The following is a 15,541-nucleotide window of genomic DNA, read 5'->3' on the forward strand; positions in this document are numbered from 1 at the left end:
GCTATGCAAGGCACCTTTCGTCGTCTATTTGACACCCAGGCGCCTGCCAGGCGGGGCGTGCCGTGCCTTATAGACTTACGTCCAATGGGCACCGCAAGGCCAGCGGCCGACCATGGAGCCTTAGAACAACAGGGCCTGCGCCTAGTGCCCCCTAAATGCGGTCAGTTCCATGAGCAAGAAGGACGCCTACAGCCAGGCCGGCAGAACGGCAGTGCTGCAGAACATCCAGGGTACCCTGCAGTTCCTGCAGCGCTTCCCGCCGTTCAATCAGATGGAGCCCAGCCACCTGGCCTACCTGGTGGAGCAATGCCAGCTGCGCTTCTACGCCAGCGGCGAGAGCATCATCAAACCGGCCGACGGCCCGGTCGAACACTTCTACATCGTCAAGCAAGGCCGAGTGGTCGGCGAGCGCCAGCACGTCACCAAGCCGGGCATGGAAACCACCTTCGAGATCGCCAGTGGCGAGTGCTTTCCCCTGGCAGCGCTGCTGGGCGAGCGGGCCACGCGCACCGAGCACCTGGCCGGTGAGGACACCTTCTGCCTGCAACTGGACAAGAGCGCGTTCATCCGCGTGTTCTCGTTGTCCGAGCCATTTCGCGATTTCGCCTTGCGTGGCGTCAGCAGCCTGCTCGACCAGGTCAACCAGCAAGTACGCCAGCGCGCCGTGGAAACCCTGGGGACCCAGTATTCCCTCAATACGCCGCTAGGCGAGCTGGCCATGCGTCACCCGGTGGTGTGCACACCGGACACCCCTTTGCGCGAAGCCGTGGGGCTGATGCACGAACAGCAGGTCGGCAGCATCGTCATCGTCGATCCACAGCGCTTCCCCCTCGGCATCTTCACCCTGCGCGACCTGCGCCAGGTAGTGGCCGACGCCAGCGCCGAACTGACCGCGCCGATCGAGCGCTACATGACCGCCCAGCCGTTCTACCTCAGCCCCCAGGCCAGCGCCTTCGACGCCGCCATGGCCATGACCGAACGGCATATCGCCCACGTCTGCCTGGTGGATAACCAACGCTTGTGCGGCGTAGTGTCCGAGCGGGACCTGTTCTCCTTGCAACGGGTCGACCTGGTGCACCTGGCCCGCACCATTCGCCACGCCCCACGCCTGGAGAACCTGGTATCGCTGCGCGGCGAGATCGGCCAACTGGTCGAACGCATGCTTGCCCACGGCGCCTCTTCGACGCAGATCACCCAGATCATTACCCTGCTCAACGACCATACCGTGTGCCGGGTAATCGAGCTGGCCCTGGCCGAGCGCGGCGATCCGGGCGTGCCGTTCAGCTGGTTGTGCTTTGGCAGCGAAGGCCGCCGCGAGCAGACCCTGCACACCGACCAGGACAACGGCATTCTCTTCGAAGCCAATGACGCCGCCGAGGCCGAGGCGATTCGCGCCCGACTGCTGCCACTTGCCCAGTACATCAATCAGTGCCTGGCCCAGTGCGGCTTCACCCTGTGCAAAGGCAATGTCATGGCCGGCAATCCCGAGTTGTGCCTGTCGCGCAGCGAATGGGCGCGCCGCTTCGCCGGTTTCATCCGTGAGGCCAGCCCCGAAAACCTGCTGGGTTCGAGCATCTATTTCGACCTGCGGGTGGTCTGGGGCGACGAACAGGGCTGCGAACAACTGCGCCGCGGTATTCTCGAGCAGGTCGCTGACAACCGTATCTTCCAGCGCATGATGGCCGACAACGCCCTGCGCCAACGCCCGCCGGTAGGCCGCCTGCGCGAGTTCGTGCTGACCCGTCAGGGCAACGACAAGGCCGCGACCCTCGACCTCAAGGTCCAGGGACTGACCCCCTTCGTCGATGGCGCACGCCTGCTGGCGCTGGCCAATGGCATCAAGGCCTGCAATACCCTGGAACGTCTGCGCCACCTGGTAGCCCGGGGCATCATCGAGCCACTGGATGGCGCCGCCTACGAGGAGGCCTACCACTTCATCCAGCAGACCCGCATGCAGCAGCACCAGCGCCAAAGCCGTGACAACCTGCCCTACTCCAACCGGCTCGACCCGGACAGCCTTAACCACTTGGACCGACGCATCCTGCGTGAGTCCCTGCGCCAGGCTCAGCGCCTGCAAAGCAGCCTGGCCCTGCGGTACCAGTTATGAGCCTGTTCGCCTGGCTGCGACCGACCCAGCCGTCGCTGGACGCCGACTTGTGCCAGCGCATTGCGCGTCTACCCAAGACCGCGCCGACACTGGGCGTGCTGTCGTTGCGCGAGCAGCGCTGGGTGGTGCTGGACCTGGAGACCAGCGGGCTGAACGTCAACCGTGACCAGGTGCTGTCGATCGGCGCGGTCGCCATCGAGGATGGCGCCATCGATTTCCGCCAACAGTTCGAGCGCACCCTGCACCGCCCGGCGCAGAAGACCAACCCCAGCGTCCTGATTCATGGCCTGGGCCCCAGCGCCCTGGCCGCTGGCTGCGACCCGGCCACTGCACTGCTCGACTTGCTGGAATTCATTGGCGACAGTCCCGTGCTGGCGTTTCACGCCCCCTTCGATCAGCGCATGCTGGCTCGCGCCCTGAAGGACAGCCTCGGCTATCGTCTGCAGCATCACTTCTTCGATGTGGCCGACATGGCCCCGATGCTCAACCCCGATACCGTGCTGCGCGAAGCCAGCCTGGACGATTGGATCGCCCGCTTCGGCCTGCAGGCAGAAGAACGCCATCACGCCAGCGCCGATGCCCTGGTCACAGCCGAACTGGCCCTCATCCTGCTCAGCCAGGCCCGCCGCCAGCAGCTCGACAGCCCCCTGCAGTTGAACCTGCGCCTGCAGCAGTGGCGCCGGCGTAAGACCCAGCAATACAGCTTGTAGCCCCTACATCGCTCGCGTCTGCTCGTGCGCGGATGGACCCGCTCCCTTGGCTCGCAGGCCCCAGGGGAGCCTGACCTCCTGTGTGGAGGAAAACCCGCCTTCACAATCCGATCAGCGTCAATTGCACCGGGCACCTCCGCTCTGCCACAATCGCGAATAATTATCGTTAGTTAACGCATTCTTTTCGGGGGACGCTTCTTGTCGTCTGCGCACAGCCCACATGCCCAGCTGGTCGGTACGCTGTACCGCGACCATCGCACCTGGCTGCTGGCCTGGCTGCAACGCAGCACAGCCTGCCGCCAGCGTGCCGAAGACCTGAGCCAGGACACCTTCGTGCGCCTGCTCGGTCGCGAGCAGCTCGACGTTCCGCGCGAGCCCCGTGCCTTTCTGGTCGCCGTGGCCAAGGGCCTGCTGTTCGACCACTTCCGCCGTGCGGCTCTGGAGCAGGCCTACCTGACCGAGCTGGCCAGCCGGCCCGAGGCCGAGCAGCCTTCCCCAGAAATCCAGCACCTGATCCTCGAAGACCTCAAGGCCATCGACCGGCTCCTGGGCAAGCTGTCGAGCAAGGCGCGGGCGGCCTTCCTGCACAATCGCCTCGATGGCATGGGCCATGCCGAAATCGCCGAGCGCTTGGGCGTGTCGGTCTCACGGGTGCGCCAGTACATCGCCCAAGGCATGCGCCAGTGCTACGTGGCGCTCTATGGAGAGCCGACGTGAACACCAAGCCCGTATCGGCCAAAGTGCTGGACGCCGCCATTGCCTGGAAACTGAGCCTCGATGGCGGCGACGGCACCGCAGATGAACGCATCGAGTTCATGCGCTGGCATGCCGCCAGTGAGGAACATGCCCGTGCCTGGCAGCAACTGGGCATGCTCGATCAGCGCGTCAGTGCCGCGGCAGGCCCGGCACGCAAAGCCCTGGTGCAATCGCGAGCAAGTTTGCGCCAGCGGCTGGGCAGGTTCGGTGGCGGCCTGGCTGGTTTGCTGCTGGTAGGCGCATTGCTGATCGGTGTTGGTGCACCTTCGTTGTCCCCGGGCTACTGGCTGGCCGACCAGCGCACCGGCACCGGCGAGCTGCGCACCCTGCGCCTCGAAGACGGCACCGTGCTGAGCCTCAATACCAGCACTGCGGTAGACATCGACTTTACCGGCACGCAGCGGGTCATCGTCCTGCACCAAGGCGAGATTTCCGTCGAAACCGGCCATAGGGATGCCCGTCCGTTGCTGGTGCGTACCGATGATGGCCGCCTGCGACCGCTGGGAACGCGATTTCTGGTCAAGCGCGAAGGCGACGGCACCCGCCTGGAGGTGCTCAAGTCCCAGGTAGCGGCCAGGCCACTGAACAGCAGCGATGAGCAGGTCCTGCGCGAAGGCCAGCAGGTACTGATGACCGCCGACGGTCTTGGCCAGGTCGACCCCGTCGCGGTCGGTGCCGATGCCTGGACCCGCGGCATGCTGGTCGTGGACAACGTACGCCTGGCCGATCTGGTCGCCACGCTCGCCCACTACCGCAACGGCCACCTGGGGGTTGCCGCCGAAGTGGCCGATCTGCGTGTGAGCGGCAGTTTCCCGCTGACCGACACCGACCTGGCCCTGGCATCGCTCACCCCGGCGTTACCGGTGAAGATCGAGCTGCATACGCCGTGGTGGGTGACCGTCACCGCCAAATAGACTCACGACACTCAGTCTCCCTGCTTGGGAACTGGCCAAGCCTGCGAGGGGCTGCGAAACAGCCCCAGTCCCCTTGCACATTTTTTCCATCACCCTCTGTCACTTTTCACATCTCGCTCGGCAAGGAAGCAATCAGCACTTATTCGTCGAGGAGCCTCTGCATGTCCCGTGCCGTAGATTCTTTCCTGCGCCCTAGCCTGATGGCCCTGGCCGTTGCTCTGGCCATCCCGCTGGGCAGCCCTGCCGTGCAGGCCGCCGAACAGACGGCTCTGCGTACCTACGATCTGCCCAGCGCACCGCTGGCCAGCACCCTGAACCAGATCGCCAGCCAGGCCGGTATCGCTCTGGCATTGGATCCGGCGCTGGTCGATGGCCGCACCTCGGCCCGGGTCAGCGGCCAGTACGACGCCTTGGGCGCCCTGCATGCAGCGCTGCGCGGCACAGGCTTGCAACTGCAGCAAAGCAGCGTCGGCAGCTACAGCCTGGTGGCCACCCCCGACGGCACCCTGGCACTTCCGGAAACCGCCATCCATGCCAGCGGCGACTTGGAAACGGCCTGGGGCCCGGTAGAAGGCTATACCGCCACCCGCACCGCCGCAGGCACCAAGACCGATACGGCACTTGTCGAAGTCCCCCGTTCCATCTCCGTCGCGACCCGTCAGCAGATGAATGACCGGAGCGTGCACAGCCTCGACGATGCCGTGCGCTACATGCCAGGGATCGTTTCGGCGAGTTTCGGCAGTGATACACGGTACGACTGGATGCTCGTGCGCGGCTTCGAGCCGACCCAGTTCCTCGACGGACTGCCACTGCCTCGTGGCGTCTACGCCAACCCCAAAGCCGAGACCTGGAACCTGGACCGTCTGGCGCTGCTACGCGGCCCGTCCTCTTCGATCTACGGGCAGACTCCACCCGGCGGCCTCTTGGACATGGTCAGCCGCCGCCCGCAGGCCGAAAGCGCCCATGAAATCGAACTGCAGTACGGCAGCGATAACCACCGACAGATCAACTTCGCCAGCACCGGCAAGATCGATGACCAAGGTCAGTTCCTGTACAGCCTGAGCGGGGTGCTGCGCGACGGCGGCACCCAGATCGACCACATCGACGACAAGCGCTACAACATTGCCCCTAGCCTGACCTGGAACATCGACGAAGACACTTCGCTGACCTTTCTGTCTCAGTTCACCCGCGACGATACCGGCGTCACGAGCCAGTTCCGCCCGATCCAGGGCACCAAGATCGACATGCCGTTCGGCAAGATCTCGCATCACAAGAACCTAGGCGACCCAAACTACGAGTTCTACGACCGCACCTATTACGCCTTGGGCTATGCCTTCGAGCACCGCTTCAACGATGTCTGGCAGTTCCGACAGAACCTGCGCTACACCAAGTCGGACCTGGCTTTCCAAACGATTACGGTCAGCAGCTACAACCCCACCAACCCGCCGGTGGACAACCAAGGCAACACCAGCCGCATGTCCACCAATGTCGATGAGGACATCAGCCAGTTCGCCGTCGACAACAACTTCCAGGGCAACTTCGACACCGGCGACATCAGCCATACCCTGTTGATCGGCCTGGATCACCAGCGCACCAACACCAACTACCTGGCGATCTACGGCTTCAACGTGCCCGACACCAACGTCAACAACCCGGTGTATGGGCTGCCGATCACCCGCCCGCCCCGCGCCGACGCCTATTACGACTACAACCAGAAAACCCGCCAGACGGGCCTGTATGTCCAGGACCAGATGGCCCTGGACAACTGGCGCTTGACCATTGGCGGGCGTGAGGACTGGGTGCACACCGGCACTAAGTACTTCAACGACAATGACGCGACCACTACCCAGCGCGACAAGAAATTCAGTGGCAACGCCGCCATCAGCTACGTGTTCGACTCAGGCTTTGTTCCCTACCTGTCCTACGCCGAATCCTTCCAGCCGACCAGTGATCCAAGCCCTAAAGCCACGGAGTCGTTCAAGCCGACCGAAGGCCAGCAGTGGGAACTTGGCATCAAGTACCAACCTCCTGGTTCCAACACCCTGCTCTCCGCCGCGATCTATGACCTGACCCAGAAGAACGTCTCGGTCACCGACACTGTCGCAAACGTGACCGTCACCAGCCAGACCGGCGAAGTGAAAGTCCGTGGTCTGGAGCTCGAGGCCGTCTCCGACGTCAACGAAAACCTGAAGGTGATCGCCGCCTATACCCTGGCCAAATCCGAAGTGCAGGACGGCCTCTACAAAGGCAATCGCCTGCAGCGGATGCCGAACCAGCAAGCCTCGCTGTGGGCCGACTACACCTGGCACACCGGCGTGCTCGATGGCTTCGGTATCGGTGCCGGTGCGCGCTACACCGGCAATACCTATGGCGACCAGGCCAACACCTACCTGGGCAAGGCCGACGCCTACACCGTGTTCGATGCCGCCGTGCACTACGACCTGGGACGTCTCGACAACAGCCTGAAAGGCGCATCGGTGGCCATCAACGCCACCAACCTGTTGAACAAGGACTACATCTCCACCTGCGATGCGTACTACTGCTATTTCGGAGACCAACGCAGCGTCGTCGCCAGTGCCACCTACAAATGGTGATGGCCTGACGTCATTCGCTCATCGATCAAGCCGTCCCCGGAAGACGACTTTTGGTCTTTCCGGACGCAGAGAAACAACATGAAATGAAAAGCTCAACCATCCGCCGCTGGTCCTTCATCCACACCTGGACCAGCCTGGTCTGCACCCTGTTCCTGATGCTGCTGGCCCTCACCGGCCTGCCACTGATCTTCCACCACGAACTCGAGCACCTGCTCGGCGATGCCCCCGAACTGCGCCATATGCCCGAGGGCACGCCGCACCTGGACCTGCAGCACCTGGTGCTCAAGGCCCAGGCCCATCGTCCTGGCGAGGTGGTGCAGTACTTCGGCTACGACGAGGACGAACCTGACGGCGTGGTTGCCATAACGGCTGCCACCGCTGGCACCGAACCCGATGCCTCGCACACCTTCATGCTCGACGCCCGCACGGGTGAAGCGGTGGCGATGCCTGCGGCCAACGGCGGGCTGATGATGACCCTGCTACGCCTGCATGTAGACATGTTCGCCGGCCTGCCCGGCAAGCTGCTGCTGGCGTTCATGGGGGTGTTGTTCGTGGTGGCGATCATCTCCGGCACCGTGCTCTACGCCCCCTTCATGCGCCGCCTGGGGTTCGCCACGGTGCGCCATGATCGCTCGCACCGCCTTCGCTGGCTCGACCTGCACAACCTGATCGGCATCGTCACCCTGACCTGGGCCTTGGTGGTCGGCGTCACCGGGGTGATCAGCGCCCTCTCCGATGTGGTCATCGCCGCCTGGCGCAACGACAGCCTGGCAGCGATGGTCGCCCCTTACCGGGACGCACCACCGCTCACCGAGCGCGCACCGGCCAGCCGTCTGCTGGACATCGCTGCCGAGGCGACGCCTGGCATGCGGGCGGACTTCATCGCCTTCCCCGGCACGCGCTTTTCCAGTGAGCACCACTACGCGGTGTTCATGAAAGGCGCCACCCACCTGACCTCCCACACGTGGACCCCGGTGCTGATCGACGCTCGCACACTATCAGTCACTGCCATCGGTGATCGGCCTTGGTACATGGATGCCATGGGGTTGTCGCAGCCACTGCATTTCGGCGACTACGGCGGGCGTCCCATGCAGATCCTCTGGGCGGTGCTCGACGTGCTGACAATCGTCGTGCTGGGCAGCGGCCTTTACCTGTGGTGGGCCAAGCAGCGCAAGGGTCGGGAGGTGACGGCATGAGCCACAGGTCGCAATCGACCCGGCGAATCTTCGCCTGGCCGGCGCTCATCGCCGTTCTGGGCGCGGCAGGGCTGTTTGCCGCGTTATTGGGGGATGGCGGGTGGGACGTGTTGTCCTGGGTGGGATTGGGCGTGCCCGCGGCGCTGGGGCTGCGAGGGCTGATCGGCCGCGCCTGAGTACCGTGGAATTGGGCACCGTCGTCCCCCGACAGGGCCTGAGTCGCCACCCAGAGCCCTGTCGTGCCTGTCGGCCGCGCGGTGTCCGGGCTACTGATCGATGCGCGGCAACAGCGCATCCAGCCGCTGGTGCAACGCGCTGCCGCTTGGCCAGTTGCGCAACATCCGCGCCCGGTCACGGGCATAGGCTGGTGCGAAGCTGAGCTGGGTGGCGTGCTGGCACATGGCATCCAGGTCGATCAGCGACCACTGGCCGTCCTGCCAGAACAGATTGTGTCCTTTGAAATCGCCATGGCTGATGCGCTCGCGAATCAGCTGCTGCATCAGGTGCACCAACGCCTGCACCTGTTCCTCAGGCGCCTCGCCGCTCTCGACGTACGGCTGGAAACACTCGATCAGATCCGGCCCATCGGCATACTCGGTGACCAAAAAGGCTCGGCTGCGCAGGCCCATGACCCGCTGCTCCAGCACCGCCAGCGGCCGCGGCGTGGCGATGTCGAGAAACTCGAGACGGTGCCCTTCGATCCAGGAGTGCCAGGCGCGGCTGGGGCGCCAGAAGCGCTTGAACCAGTGAGCGGTGTTCTTGATGTTGTAGCGCTTGAGCACCAACGTGCGGCCATCGACCTCGATACGCGCCACGCTGGCTGCACCGCCGGTCTTGTACAGATGCCCCGCATCGATCAACGCATCGGCGTTCTGCAGCACCGACAGCATGGCCGGCACTTCGGCGCGACGAATCGCGCGCAGGCCCGAGAGGCTGCGCTCGACGCTGAACAGCGTGCACTCGCGCCCGGCCTTTTCCAGGTAATCCTTCAAGCGCCAGTTGCGCACCTTGTCGATCTGCTTCTGCAAGGCTTCCAACGGCAGGGCATGTTCGGCATTGGCCAACAAGTAATGGACCAGCAGCTCTTCGATGAAAGGCTCCAGGCGCTTGGGCAACTGGGCGAAGAACACGCCGAGGTTTTCCAGCACACGCTGGCGCGACAGTTGCTGGCCCGGGGTCTCGGCCTTGATGCCGCCGCCGTCGATCACGTACAGCTGACCGCCATGACGCAGCAGGTTGTCCAGGTGCAGGTCTTCTTGCCACAGGCCCTTGGCGTGCATGTGCGCCACAGCGGCGAGCGCTTCGCCCAGCACCTGCTGCTGCTCGTCGGCCAGCACCGGCAGGTTCTCCACCGCTGCCCAGGCGTCGCCCAAGCTCTGGGCGCCTTCGAGTAACTCGAACAGCAACCAGCCGCCTTCGCCTTCCTTCAGGCCATCTGCCAACAACTGGGGTGTCGTCAGGCCTTGTGCGCCAAGCAACTTCACACCTTCGAGTTCGCGCTGGAAGTGTCGGGCGGCATTGCCACCGACCAACAGCTTGGCCAACACCGGCGTGCCACGCCAGATGCCGGCGCCGACATAGCGTTGCCCCGGCAGCACGCGCAGCAGACTGAGCAATTGCAGGTCCGCGCTGCCGGCCGCATCGGCCAGCGTCACGCTCAGCGGTAACGACGGGCTGCGCCCGGCGCTTTTGAGTTCAGACAAACGCATCAACGCGCCTCCTTTTCACGGCGACGACGCACCAAGCGTTGCAACCAAGTATCGACCAGGCTGCTGTCGCCAGGCTGCTCGAGGTAGGCCGCCAGCAGGCTGCGTACGTCCGCCTCGCCCCAGGCGGGGGCACGGCGCAGCAAGGGTTCCAGGTCCTTGAGCCGGTCACGCATGCCCATTAACAGCGGGCGGGTCTTCTCCAGATCGATCAACTGGGCCTGCCAGCCTTCGCGACGCTCACGCAGGAAGATGTGCTTGGGGTAGAAACAGCCGTGCACCTGGCCTGCCGCGTGCAGAGTGCGGGCCAGCTGGCCGCAAGCCTTGAGGATACCCTCGCGCTGCCCGGCTGCCAGTTGCGGCCACTGGGCCAGCAGGCTATCCAGATCGCGCCAGTCATCCAGTGCTCGGGTCATGAGAATGGCGCGGTGCTGGCCGTTGCCCTTGCGTTCACCATAGAACACCGCCTGCAAGGCGGGAATCCTGAGCTTTTGGTAACGGCTGATATTGCGGAACTCACGGGCGAAGGTCGGCTCGCCAAACGGCCGGTGCAGGGTCCGCGTGAGGTAGTTGCTCTGGCGCTTGAGGTAGAAGCCCTTGCCCTCGAGCTCCAGGCGAAACACGCTGCTCCAACCGCCACGGCCGGTGTTGGGCTCGTCCACGGCGTCGAGCTGCAGCGCCCACAGCGCCTCGAAGTCATTTAGCCCGTGACGTTGCAGCAACGCCTCGTCGGCACTGGCCAGGTAATCGGTCATTCCCTTCCCTCGAAGAAGCTCACCACCTCACGGATCCGTCGCTTGTCCCTGGAATCCAGGCGCTGGTGACCGCGGTACTGCAGGTAAAAGCGCAGGCGTTGGGTTGCCGACAGGTGGTATTTGGCGACCTTGTCCAGGCACGCCAGGTCCTTGATCAGGCGGTGACGCAACATCAGGGCACGGCAACCGCGCCAGAAGTCGCCGGTCGGGCAGTCAATGAAGAACAGCGTCGCCTTGTCGTCCACCAGCAGGTTGCGCCACTTCAGATCGTTGTGGGCGAAGTTGTGATCGTGCATGACCCGGGTATGCCTGGCCAGTTGACGGCTGACATGGTCGACCCAGGTGCGGTCGGCCAGGCGCGGGTCCTTGCGTTCGGCCAGGGCGGACAGATCCTCGGTATTGGGTAGTTCGCGGGTGATCATCGCACCGCGGCCAAAACCCAGGCCGTTGCGTTCCAGGCCCCAGGCCACCACTTCGGCGGTGGGGATCCCCCATTTGGCAAATTGCTTGAGGTTCTGCCACTCGGCCTTGATGCGCGGCCGCCCCACGTAGCGACGCAGGGCCTTGCCGGCACCGGTGTAGCGTTTGACGTAATAGTTGACCCCATCCCGCTCGATGCGCACCACTTCGCTGAGCGGGTCACGGGTGAGGCGTTCACCTTGAAGGGCGAACACCGCATCGAGACTGCCGAAATCCGCCGCCAGGCCTTCGTAGCCTGGTGCCAGTGTCCAACCCGCCATCAGAGCGCATCCCCATAGCGTTGCTTGCGATCGTAGAGTTTCTGCGCCTTGCGCTCGAGCCAGGCGAGCAGCGCGGCCTCATCGGCCAACACCTGGCGCAACGGGCGCTGGAAGTATCCACGCAAGAAGCGCAGCTTGTCGCGGCGCGTCAGGCCGATGTCCAGGGCCGAGAAATACAAGGCAGCCAGGTCCTTGTCGCGCCAGCGGCGGGTGATCTTGTCACGGGTCTGGGCCCGGTGCAGGTCGATGACCGACAGCTTGAAATCTTCCGGCGTCACCGGTCGATCGGTGTGCAGCAGGAAGTGGCAGATGTAGCAGTCGCGGTGGTTGACCCCGGCACGGTGCATGCCGCCGGTCATCTTCGCCACCTCGGCGATCAGGGCCCATTTCAGACGTGCCTGGGGCGGTTGCTTGACCCAGTCGATGCTGAAGTCTTCCAGGCTGATGGTCGGTGCCAGCTCTTCGGTGACGATGAACGAATGCTGACTCGCCGGGTTGCTGCCGCGCTCGCCGTAGGCCACGGCGGTCATGGTCGGCACGCCGGCTTGGTGTAGACGCTGGATGGCGCGCCACTCCTGGCCGGCGCCGAGGACAGGCAGCTTGGCGCTGAACAGGTTCTTGAAGATCTCGCCCCAGCCGATGCCGCGGTGGATCTTGACGAAGTACCCCTCGCCCTCGACCTCGGTACGCAGCGTGCGGCGGCCTTCCAGTTCACGGAACACCTCGCCCTGCAGGGCCTCCACGGCCTCGAAGGGATCGCGCCCTGCCCACAGGCGCTTGAACGGCTCGGCCAGTATCAGCTTCATGCCTGCTCCTGCCCGAGGATCACGTCGGCGGCGTGCTGCGGCATGCTGTAAAGGTCCGCGGTATCGGCGAAGGCCAGCCCGTTGCGCGCCCAGGCGGCACGCGCCTGGCCGTCTTCGAGCATGCGTTGCAGGTAGCGGTTGAGCTGCTCCTGCTCGAACGGCTCGTCCAGCACCAGGCCGCTGTCGGCCTCGGCGATGTAATGGGCATAGCCGCACACTTGGGAAACCAGCACCGGCAAGCCGGCCACCAGGGCCTCCAGCAGCACGGTGCCGGTGTTTTCGTTATAGGCCGGGTGGATCAGCAGATCGGCCCCGAGCAGGAAGCGCGGGATATCGCTGCGCCCCTTGAGGAACTGCACCTGCTCGCCCAGGCCCAGCGTGGCGCTCTGCAACTGGAACACCTTCGGATCGTCCTGGCCGATGACCATCAGCCGGGTGCGTTTGCGCAGCGCCGAGGGTAACGCTGCAAGCGCCTTGAGGCTGCGGTCCACGCCTTTGGTCTTGAAGCCCGAGCCGATCTGCACCAACAGCAGATCGTCCTCGCCCAGCCCGAACTCCTTGCGAAACTGCGCGCGGATCGCCTCGGCGTCGGCCGGGCGGCGGCGGTCCTGGGAAATCCCCGGCGGCAATAGGTGGAAGCGCTCAAGCGGGGTGCCGTAGTGCTTGATGAACAGCGGCTGCTGCACCTCGGAGATCATCAGCACCTCGGTGCGGGCGTCCTTGGCGAACACGGCGCGCTCGTACTCGGCAAAATGCCGGTAGCGGCCCCAGCGGCGGTACAGGCCGCCGCGCAGAGTCTGGGCCTTGTCCTCGAAGCAGCCGTCGGCGGCGTAGTAGACGTCCAGCCCAGGCATCTTGTTGAAACCGATCAGGCGATCGACTGGGCGCTTGGCCAAGTCCGCGGCCATCCAGGCACTGAGCTTCTCGTTGCGGCGGTGATTGAACAGTGCCTTGACCGGCGCCACCAGCACCTCGAAGCCCGGCGGAATGTCGCCTTCCCAGATCAACGTGTAGACACGGATCTGGTGGCCCCGCTTCTGGCACTCCAAGGCAATGCGCATGAAATCGCGCTGCAGCCCGCCGAAGGGGAAATATTTGTAAAGCACGAAAGCCAGTTGCATCAACGAACATCCTCAGCCAGCAGCAGCGCGCTCAAGCGGCTCGCCACATGCTCGGGATTCAGGCGAGTGAAGCACAGTGGCCACTCGCGTTTGAGATCGAACCGGCGCAGGTCCTCGGCGCTCGGTTTGTAGGTGCACTTCTTCTGCAGGCAGGGCGCGCAGGGGAAGTCGCTGGCCTGATGGACCTGCACACGCCCGTAGGCGCCGGTCAGGCCAGGGTTGGTTGGGCCGAACAGGGAGATGGTCGGCACATCCAGTGCCGCCGCCAGATGGCCCAAGCCGGTATCCACCGCCACGCAGGCCTTGGCCGCCGCCAGTACGCGGGCGACACCTGCCAGGTTCAACTTGGGCAGGACTTCGCAATTCTTCAAGCCCTGGGCGATACGCTCGGCGCGGGCTTTCTCGGCCGGGTTACCCCACGGCAGGCGAACCTGCAGATTGCGCCGCCCAAGGCGCTCGGCCAGTTCGCGCCAATAGGCCTCAGGCCAGTGCTTGGTGGCCCAGGTGGTGCCATGCAGGAACACCACGTATGGCGCGGCAGGCGGCAGTTGCAGGCGATCCAGGTCCAGGCCATAGCGGCCGATGCCTTCGGGCAGGTCATAGGCCAGGGCCAGGGCGAACAGTTGACGCACCCGCTCCACGGCATGCTGGCCGACGGCGACCGATAACCGTCGGTCATAGAAGCGGCTGGCCCAGCCTTCGCGCGCGGAGTAGCGGTCGAGCCCAGCCACCGGCGCCTTCACGTAGCGCGTCAGCCAGGCCGATTTGACCAGCCCCTGGGCGTCGATCACCAAGTCGTACTTTTGCGCGCGCAGACGCTGCTTGAACGCCTTCCATTCGCCGCTCTTGATCGTCTGCCAGAGATTCTTGCGCCAGCGCCGGATGGCCACCGGAATGACCTGGTCGACCGCCGGGTGCCAGCTGGGGATCTCGGCGAAACCTTCCTCCACCACCCAGTCGAAGCGGATACCAGGAAGAGCGTGCGCGGCGTCGGTGACCGCAGGCAGCGTGTGGATCACGTCGCCCAGCGAAGATGTCTTGATGATCAGGACCCGCACTTAGTCGACCTCGGCCAGGACATCGATCAGGTTCGGCCCGCCCAGGTGCGTGAGCGCGGCAATCACTTTGCCGGGCTCGAGCAGACGCAGGCAGTTGTAGTGACCGAAGCGGCAGGTGCGATCGAAGCAAGGACTGCATTCGATGCCCAGGCGCACGATCTCAACCTGTTCGGCCAAAGGCGGGGTGAAGCCCGGCGAGGTGGAGCCGTAGACGGCCACCAGCGGGCGATTCAAGGCGGCGGCCACGTGCATCAGCCCGGAGTCGTTGGACACCACGGCATCGGCGCAGGACAACAGGTCGATGGCCTCGGCCAGGGACGTGTCCCCTGCAAGGTTGTAGGACTCCTCGCGCAACCCTGGAATCAGCCGATCTCGGATCGCCTCACCCACTGGGTGGTCGTTCTTCGAGCCGAACAGCCACACCTGCCAGCCCTGACGGATCATCGCGTCAGCGACCTCGGCGTAGTGCTCGGCCGGCCAGCGCTTGGCCTCGCCGAACTCGGCGCCAGGGCACAGCGCCAGCACCGGTCGATCAAGCGCCAGGCCGAACTTGACCAGCGCGGCGTCACGGCTCTGGGCTTCGATCCGCAGGCTTGGGCGTGGATAGGGCTGTGGCAGCTCGGCCCCTGGCGCATAGGCCAGGGCCATGAAGCGCTCGATCATCAGCGGATAGCGGGTTTTGTCCAGCTTGCGCACATCGTTGAGCAGGCCGAAGCGCATTTCGCCGCGCCAGCCGGTGCGTTTGGGGATGCCAGCGAAAAACGGTACCAATGCCGATTTCAGCGAGTTAGGCAGGAGGATCGCCTGGTCATACTGACCCGCCAGGGATTTGCCGATGCGCCGGCGCGTGGCCAGCTCCAGCGCGCCATGGCCGAGCGGGAAGCTCAGGGCTTGGCGCACCTCGGGCATGCGCTCGAGTATCGGCCGGCTCCACTCGGGCGCCAGCACGTCGATCACGAATTCGGGGTGCTGCTGTTTCAGGCACTGGAACAAGGTCTGCGCCATCACCATGTCGCCGACCCAGCTGGGCCCAATGATCAGTATTCTCATGCTTAGTCCAGAAACGCTCGGGGAGGCT

Annotated in this window: 14 protein-coding genes; 7 read left to right on the top strand and 7 right to left on the bottom strand. The window is 64.7% G+C overall.

The window, feature by feature from the left end; genetic code table 11:
• The first annotated feature begins 169 nt into the window (after positions 1-169).
• From AB1N67_RS22765 to AB1N67_RS22795, 7 genes are all read left to right on the top strand, one after another.
• Entirely contained in the window at positions 170-2,107 is a 1,938-nt protein-coding gene (locus tag AB1N67_RS22765) for a DUF294 nucleotidyltransferase-like domain-containing protein (protein ID WP_043212641.1), read from the top strand.
• Positions 2,104-2,817 carry a PolC-type DNA polymerase III gene (locus tag AB1N67_RS22770; RefSeq protein ID WP_043212639.1) on the top strand — a complete coding sequence of 238 codons (714 nt, stop codon included), beginning with the start codon at positions 2,104-2,106 and terminating at the stop codon, positions 2,815-2,817. Before AB1N67_RS22765 ends, AB1N67_RS22770 begins: the two co-directional genes overlap by 4 nt.
• Before the next feature lie 198 nt (positions 2,818-3,015).
• Positions 3,016-3,534, top strand: a complete 519-nt coding sequence (locus AB1N67_RS22775; protein WP_182941930.1) for an RNA polymerase sigma factor — start codon at positions 3,016-3,018, stop codon at positions 3,532-3,534.
• A complete protein-coding gene (locus AB1N67_RS22780; protein ID WP_043212635.1) occupies positions 3,531-4,487 on the top strand; it encodes a FecR domain-containing protein in 957 nt (318 codons plus the stop codon). The genes AB1N67_RS22775 and AB1N67_RS22780 overlap by 4 nt, the downstream gene beginning before the upstream one ends.
• Positions 4,488-4,648: 161 nt before the next feature.
• A complete protein-coding gene (locus AB1N67_RS22785; protein ID WP_090346286.1) occupies positions 4,649-7,081 on the top strand; it encodes a TonB-dependent siderophore receptor in 2,433 nt (810 codons plus the stop codon).
• 83 nt (positions 7,082-7,164) lie between these two features.
• On the top strand, positions 7,165-8,277 hold the full coding sequence (locus tag AB1N67_RS22790; protein ID WP_367863401.1) for a PepSY-associated TM helix domain-containing protein: 1,113 nt from the start codon (positions 7,165-7,167) through the stop codon (positions 8,275-8,277).
• A complete protein-coding gene (locus tag AB1N67_RS22795) occupies positions 8,274-8,453 on the top strand; it encodes a hypothetical protein (protein WP_317847685.1) in 180 nt (59 codons plus the stop codon). Before AB1N67_RS22790 ends, AB1N67_RS22795 begins: the two co-directional genes overlap by 4 nt.
• Positions 8,454-8,543: 90 nt before the next feature.
• On the opposite strand, the gene AB1N67_RS22800 is transcribed toward AB1N67_RS22795, so the two are convergent.
• The 7 genes from AB1N67_RS22800 to waaF are packed head-to-tail and all read right to left on the bottom strand — an operon-like array spanning position 8,544 to position 15,513.
• The gene (locus AB1N67_RS22800) at positions 8,544-9,986 is read right to left on the bottom strand and encodes a lipopolysaccharide kinase InaA family protein (RefSeq protein ID WP_182941936.1); all 1,443 of its coding nucleotides are present in this window, start codon (positions 9,984-9,986) and stop codon (positions 8,544-8,546) included.
• Entirely contained in the window at positions 9,986-10,738 is a 753-nt protein-coding gene (locus AB1N67_RS22805; protein ID WP_102081062.1) for a lipopolysaccharide kinase InaA family protein, read from the bottom strand. The genes AB1N67_RS22800 and AB1N67_RS22805 overlap by 1 nt, the downstream gene beginning before the upstream one ends.
• Positions 10,735-11,478 (bottom strand): lipopolysaccharide kinase InaA family protein, encoded by a 744-nt coding sequence (locus AB1N67_RS22810; protein ID WP_043212623.1) that lies wholly within the window; start codon positions 11,476-11,478, stop codon positions 10,735-10,737. The genes AB1N67_RS22805 and AB1N67_RS22810 overlap by 4 nt, the downstream gene beginning before the upstream one ends.
• Positions 11,478-12,284: a lipopolysaccharide core heptose(I) kinase RfaP gene (rfaP, locus tag AB1N67_RS22815; RefSeq protein ID WP_043212621.1), complete on the bottom strand. Its 807-nt coding sequence runs from the start codon at positions 12,282-12,284 to the stop codon at positions 11,478-11,480. The genes AB1N67_RS22810 and rfaP overlap by 1 nt, the downstream gene beginning before the upstream one ends.
• Entirely contained in the window at positions 12,281-13,405 is a 1,125-nt protein-coding gene (locus AB1N67_RS22820) for a glycosyltransferase family 4 protein (RefSeq protein ID WP_043212619.1), read from the bottom strand. Before AB1N67_RS22820 ends, rfaP begins: the two co-directional genes overlap by 4 nt.
• Positions 13,405-14,463 (bottom strand): lipopolysaccharide heptosyltransferase I, encoded by a 1,059-nt coding sequence (gene waaC, locus AB1N67_RS22825; RefSeq protein ID WP_090346296.1) that lies wholly within the window; start codon positions 14,461-14,463, stop codon positions 13,405-13,407. Before waaC ends, AB1N67_RS22820 begins: the two co-directional genes overlap by 1 nt.
• On the bottom strand, positions 14,464-15,513 hold the full coding sequence (waaF, locus tag AB1N67_RS22830; RefSeq protein WP_367863402.1) for a lipopolysaccharide heptosyltransferase II: 1,050 nt from the start codon (positions 15,511-15,513) through the stop codon (positions 14,464-14,466).
• Between the last annotated feature and the right edge of the window lie 28 nt (positions 15,514-15,541).

This window comes from Pseudomonas guariconensis, assembly GCF_040822035.1.
GTDB classification, from domain to species: Bacteria; Pseudomonadota; Gammaproteobacteria; order Pseudomonadales; family Pseudomonadaceae; genus Aquipseudomonas; species Aquipseudomonas guariconensis.

Coding starts and splice junctions, on each gene's coding strand:
- AB1N67_RS22765 (WP_043212641.1), top strand. CDS start 170: ATGAGCAAGAAGGACGCCTACAGCCAGGCCGGCAGAACGGCAGTGCTG.
- AB1N67_RS22770 (WP_043212639.1), top strand. CDS start 2,104: ATGAGCCTGTTCGCCTGGCTGCGACCGACCCAGCCGTCGCTGGACGCC.
- AB1N67_RS22785 (WP_090346286.1), top strand. CDS start 4,649: ATGTCCCGTGCCGTAGATTCTTTCCTGCGCCCTAGCCTGATGGCCCTG.
- AB1N67_RS22790 (WP_367863401.1), top strand. CDS start 7,165: ATGAAAAGCTCAACCATCCGCCGCTGGTCCTTCATCCACACCTGGACC.
- AB1N67_RS22795 (WP_317847685.1), top strand. CDS start 8,274: ATGAGCCACAGGTCGCAATCGACCCGGCGAATCTTCGCCTGGCCGGCG.
- AB1N67_RS22800 (WP_182941936.1), bottom strand. CDS start 9,986: ATGCGTTTGTCTGAACTCAAAAGCGCCGGGCGCAGCCCGTCGTTACCG.
- AB1N67_RS22805 (WP_102081062.1), bottom strand. CDS start 10,738: ATGACCGATTACCTGGCCAGTGCCGACGAGGCGTTGCTGCAACGTCAC.
- AB1N67_RS22810 (WP_043212623.1), bottom strand. CDS start 11,478: ATGGCGGGTTGGACACTGGCACCAGGCTACGAAGGCCTGGCGGCGGAT.
- rfaP (WP_043212621.1), bottom strand. CDS start 12,284: ATGAAGCTGATACTGGCCGAGCCGTTCAAGCGCCTGTGGGCAGGGCGC.
- AB1N67_RS22820 (WP_043212619.1), bottom strand. CDS start 13,405: ATGCAACTGGCTTTCGTGCTTTACAAATATTTCCCCTTCGGCGGGCTG.
- waaF (WP_367863402.1), bottom strand. CDS start 15,513: ATGAGAATACTGATCATTGGGCCCAGCTGGGTCGGCGACATGGTGATG.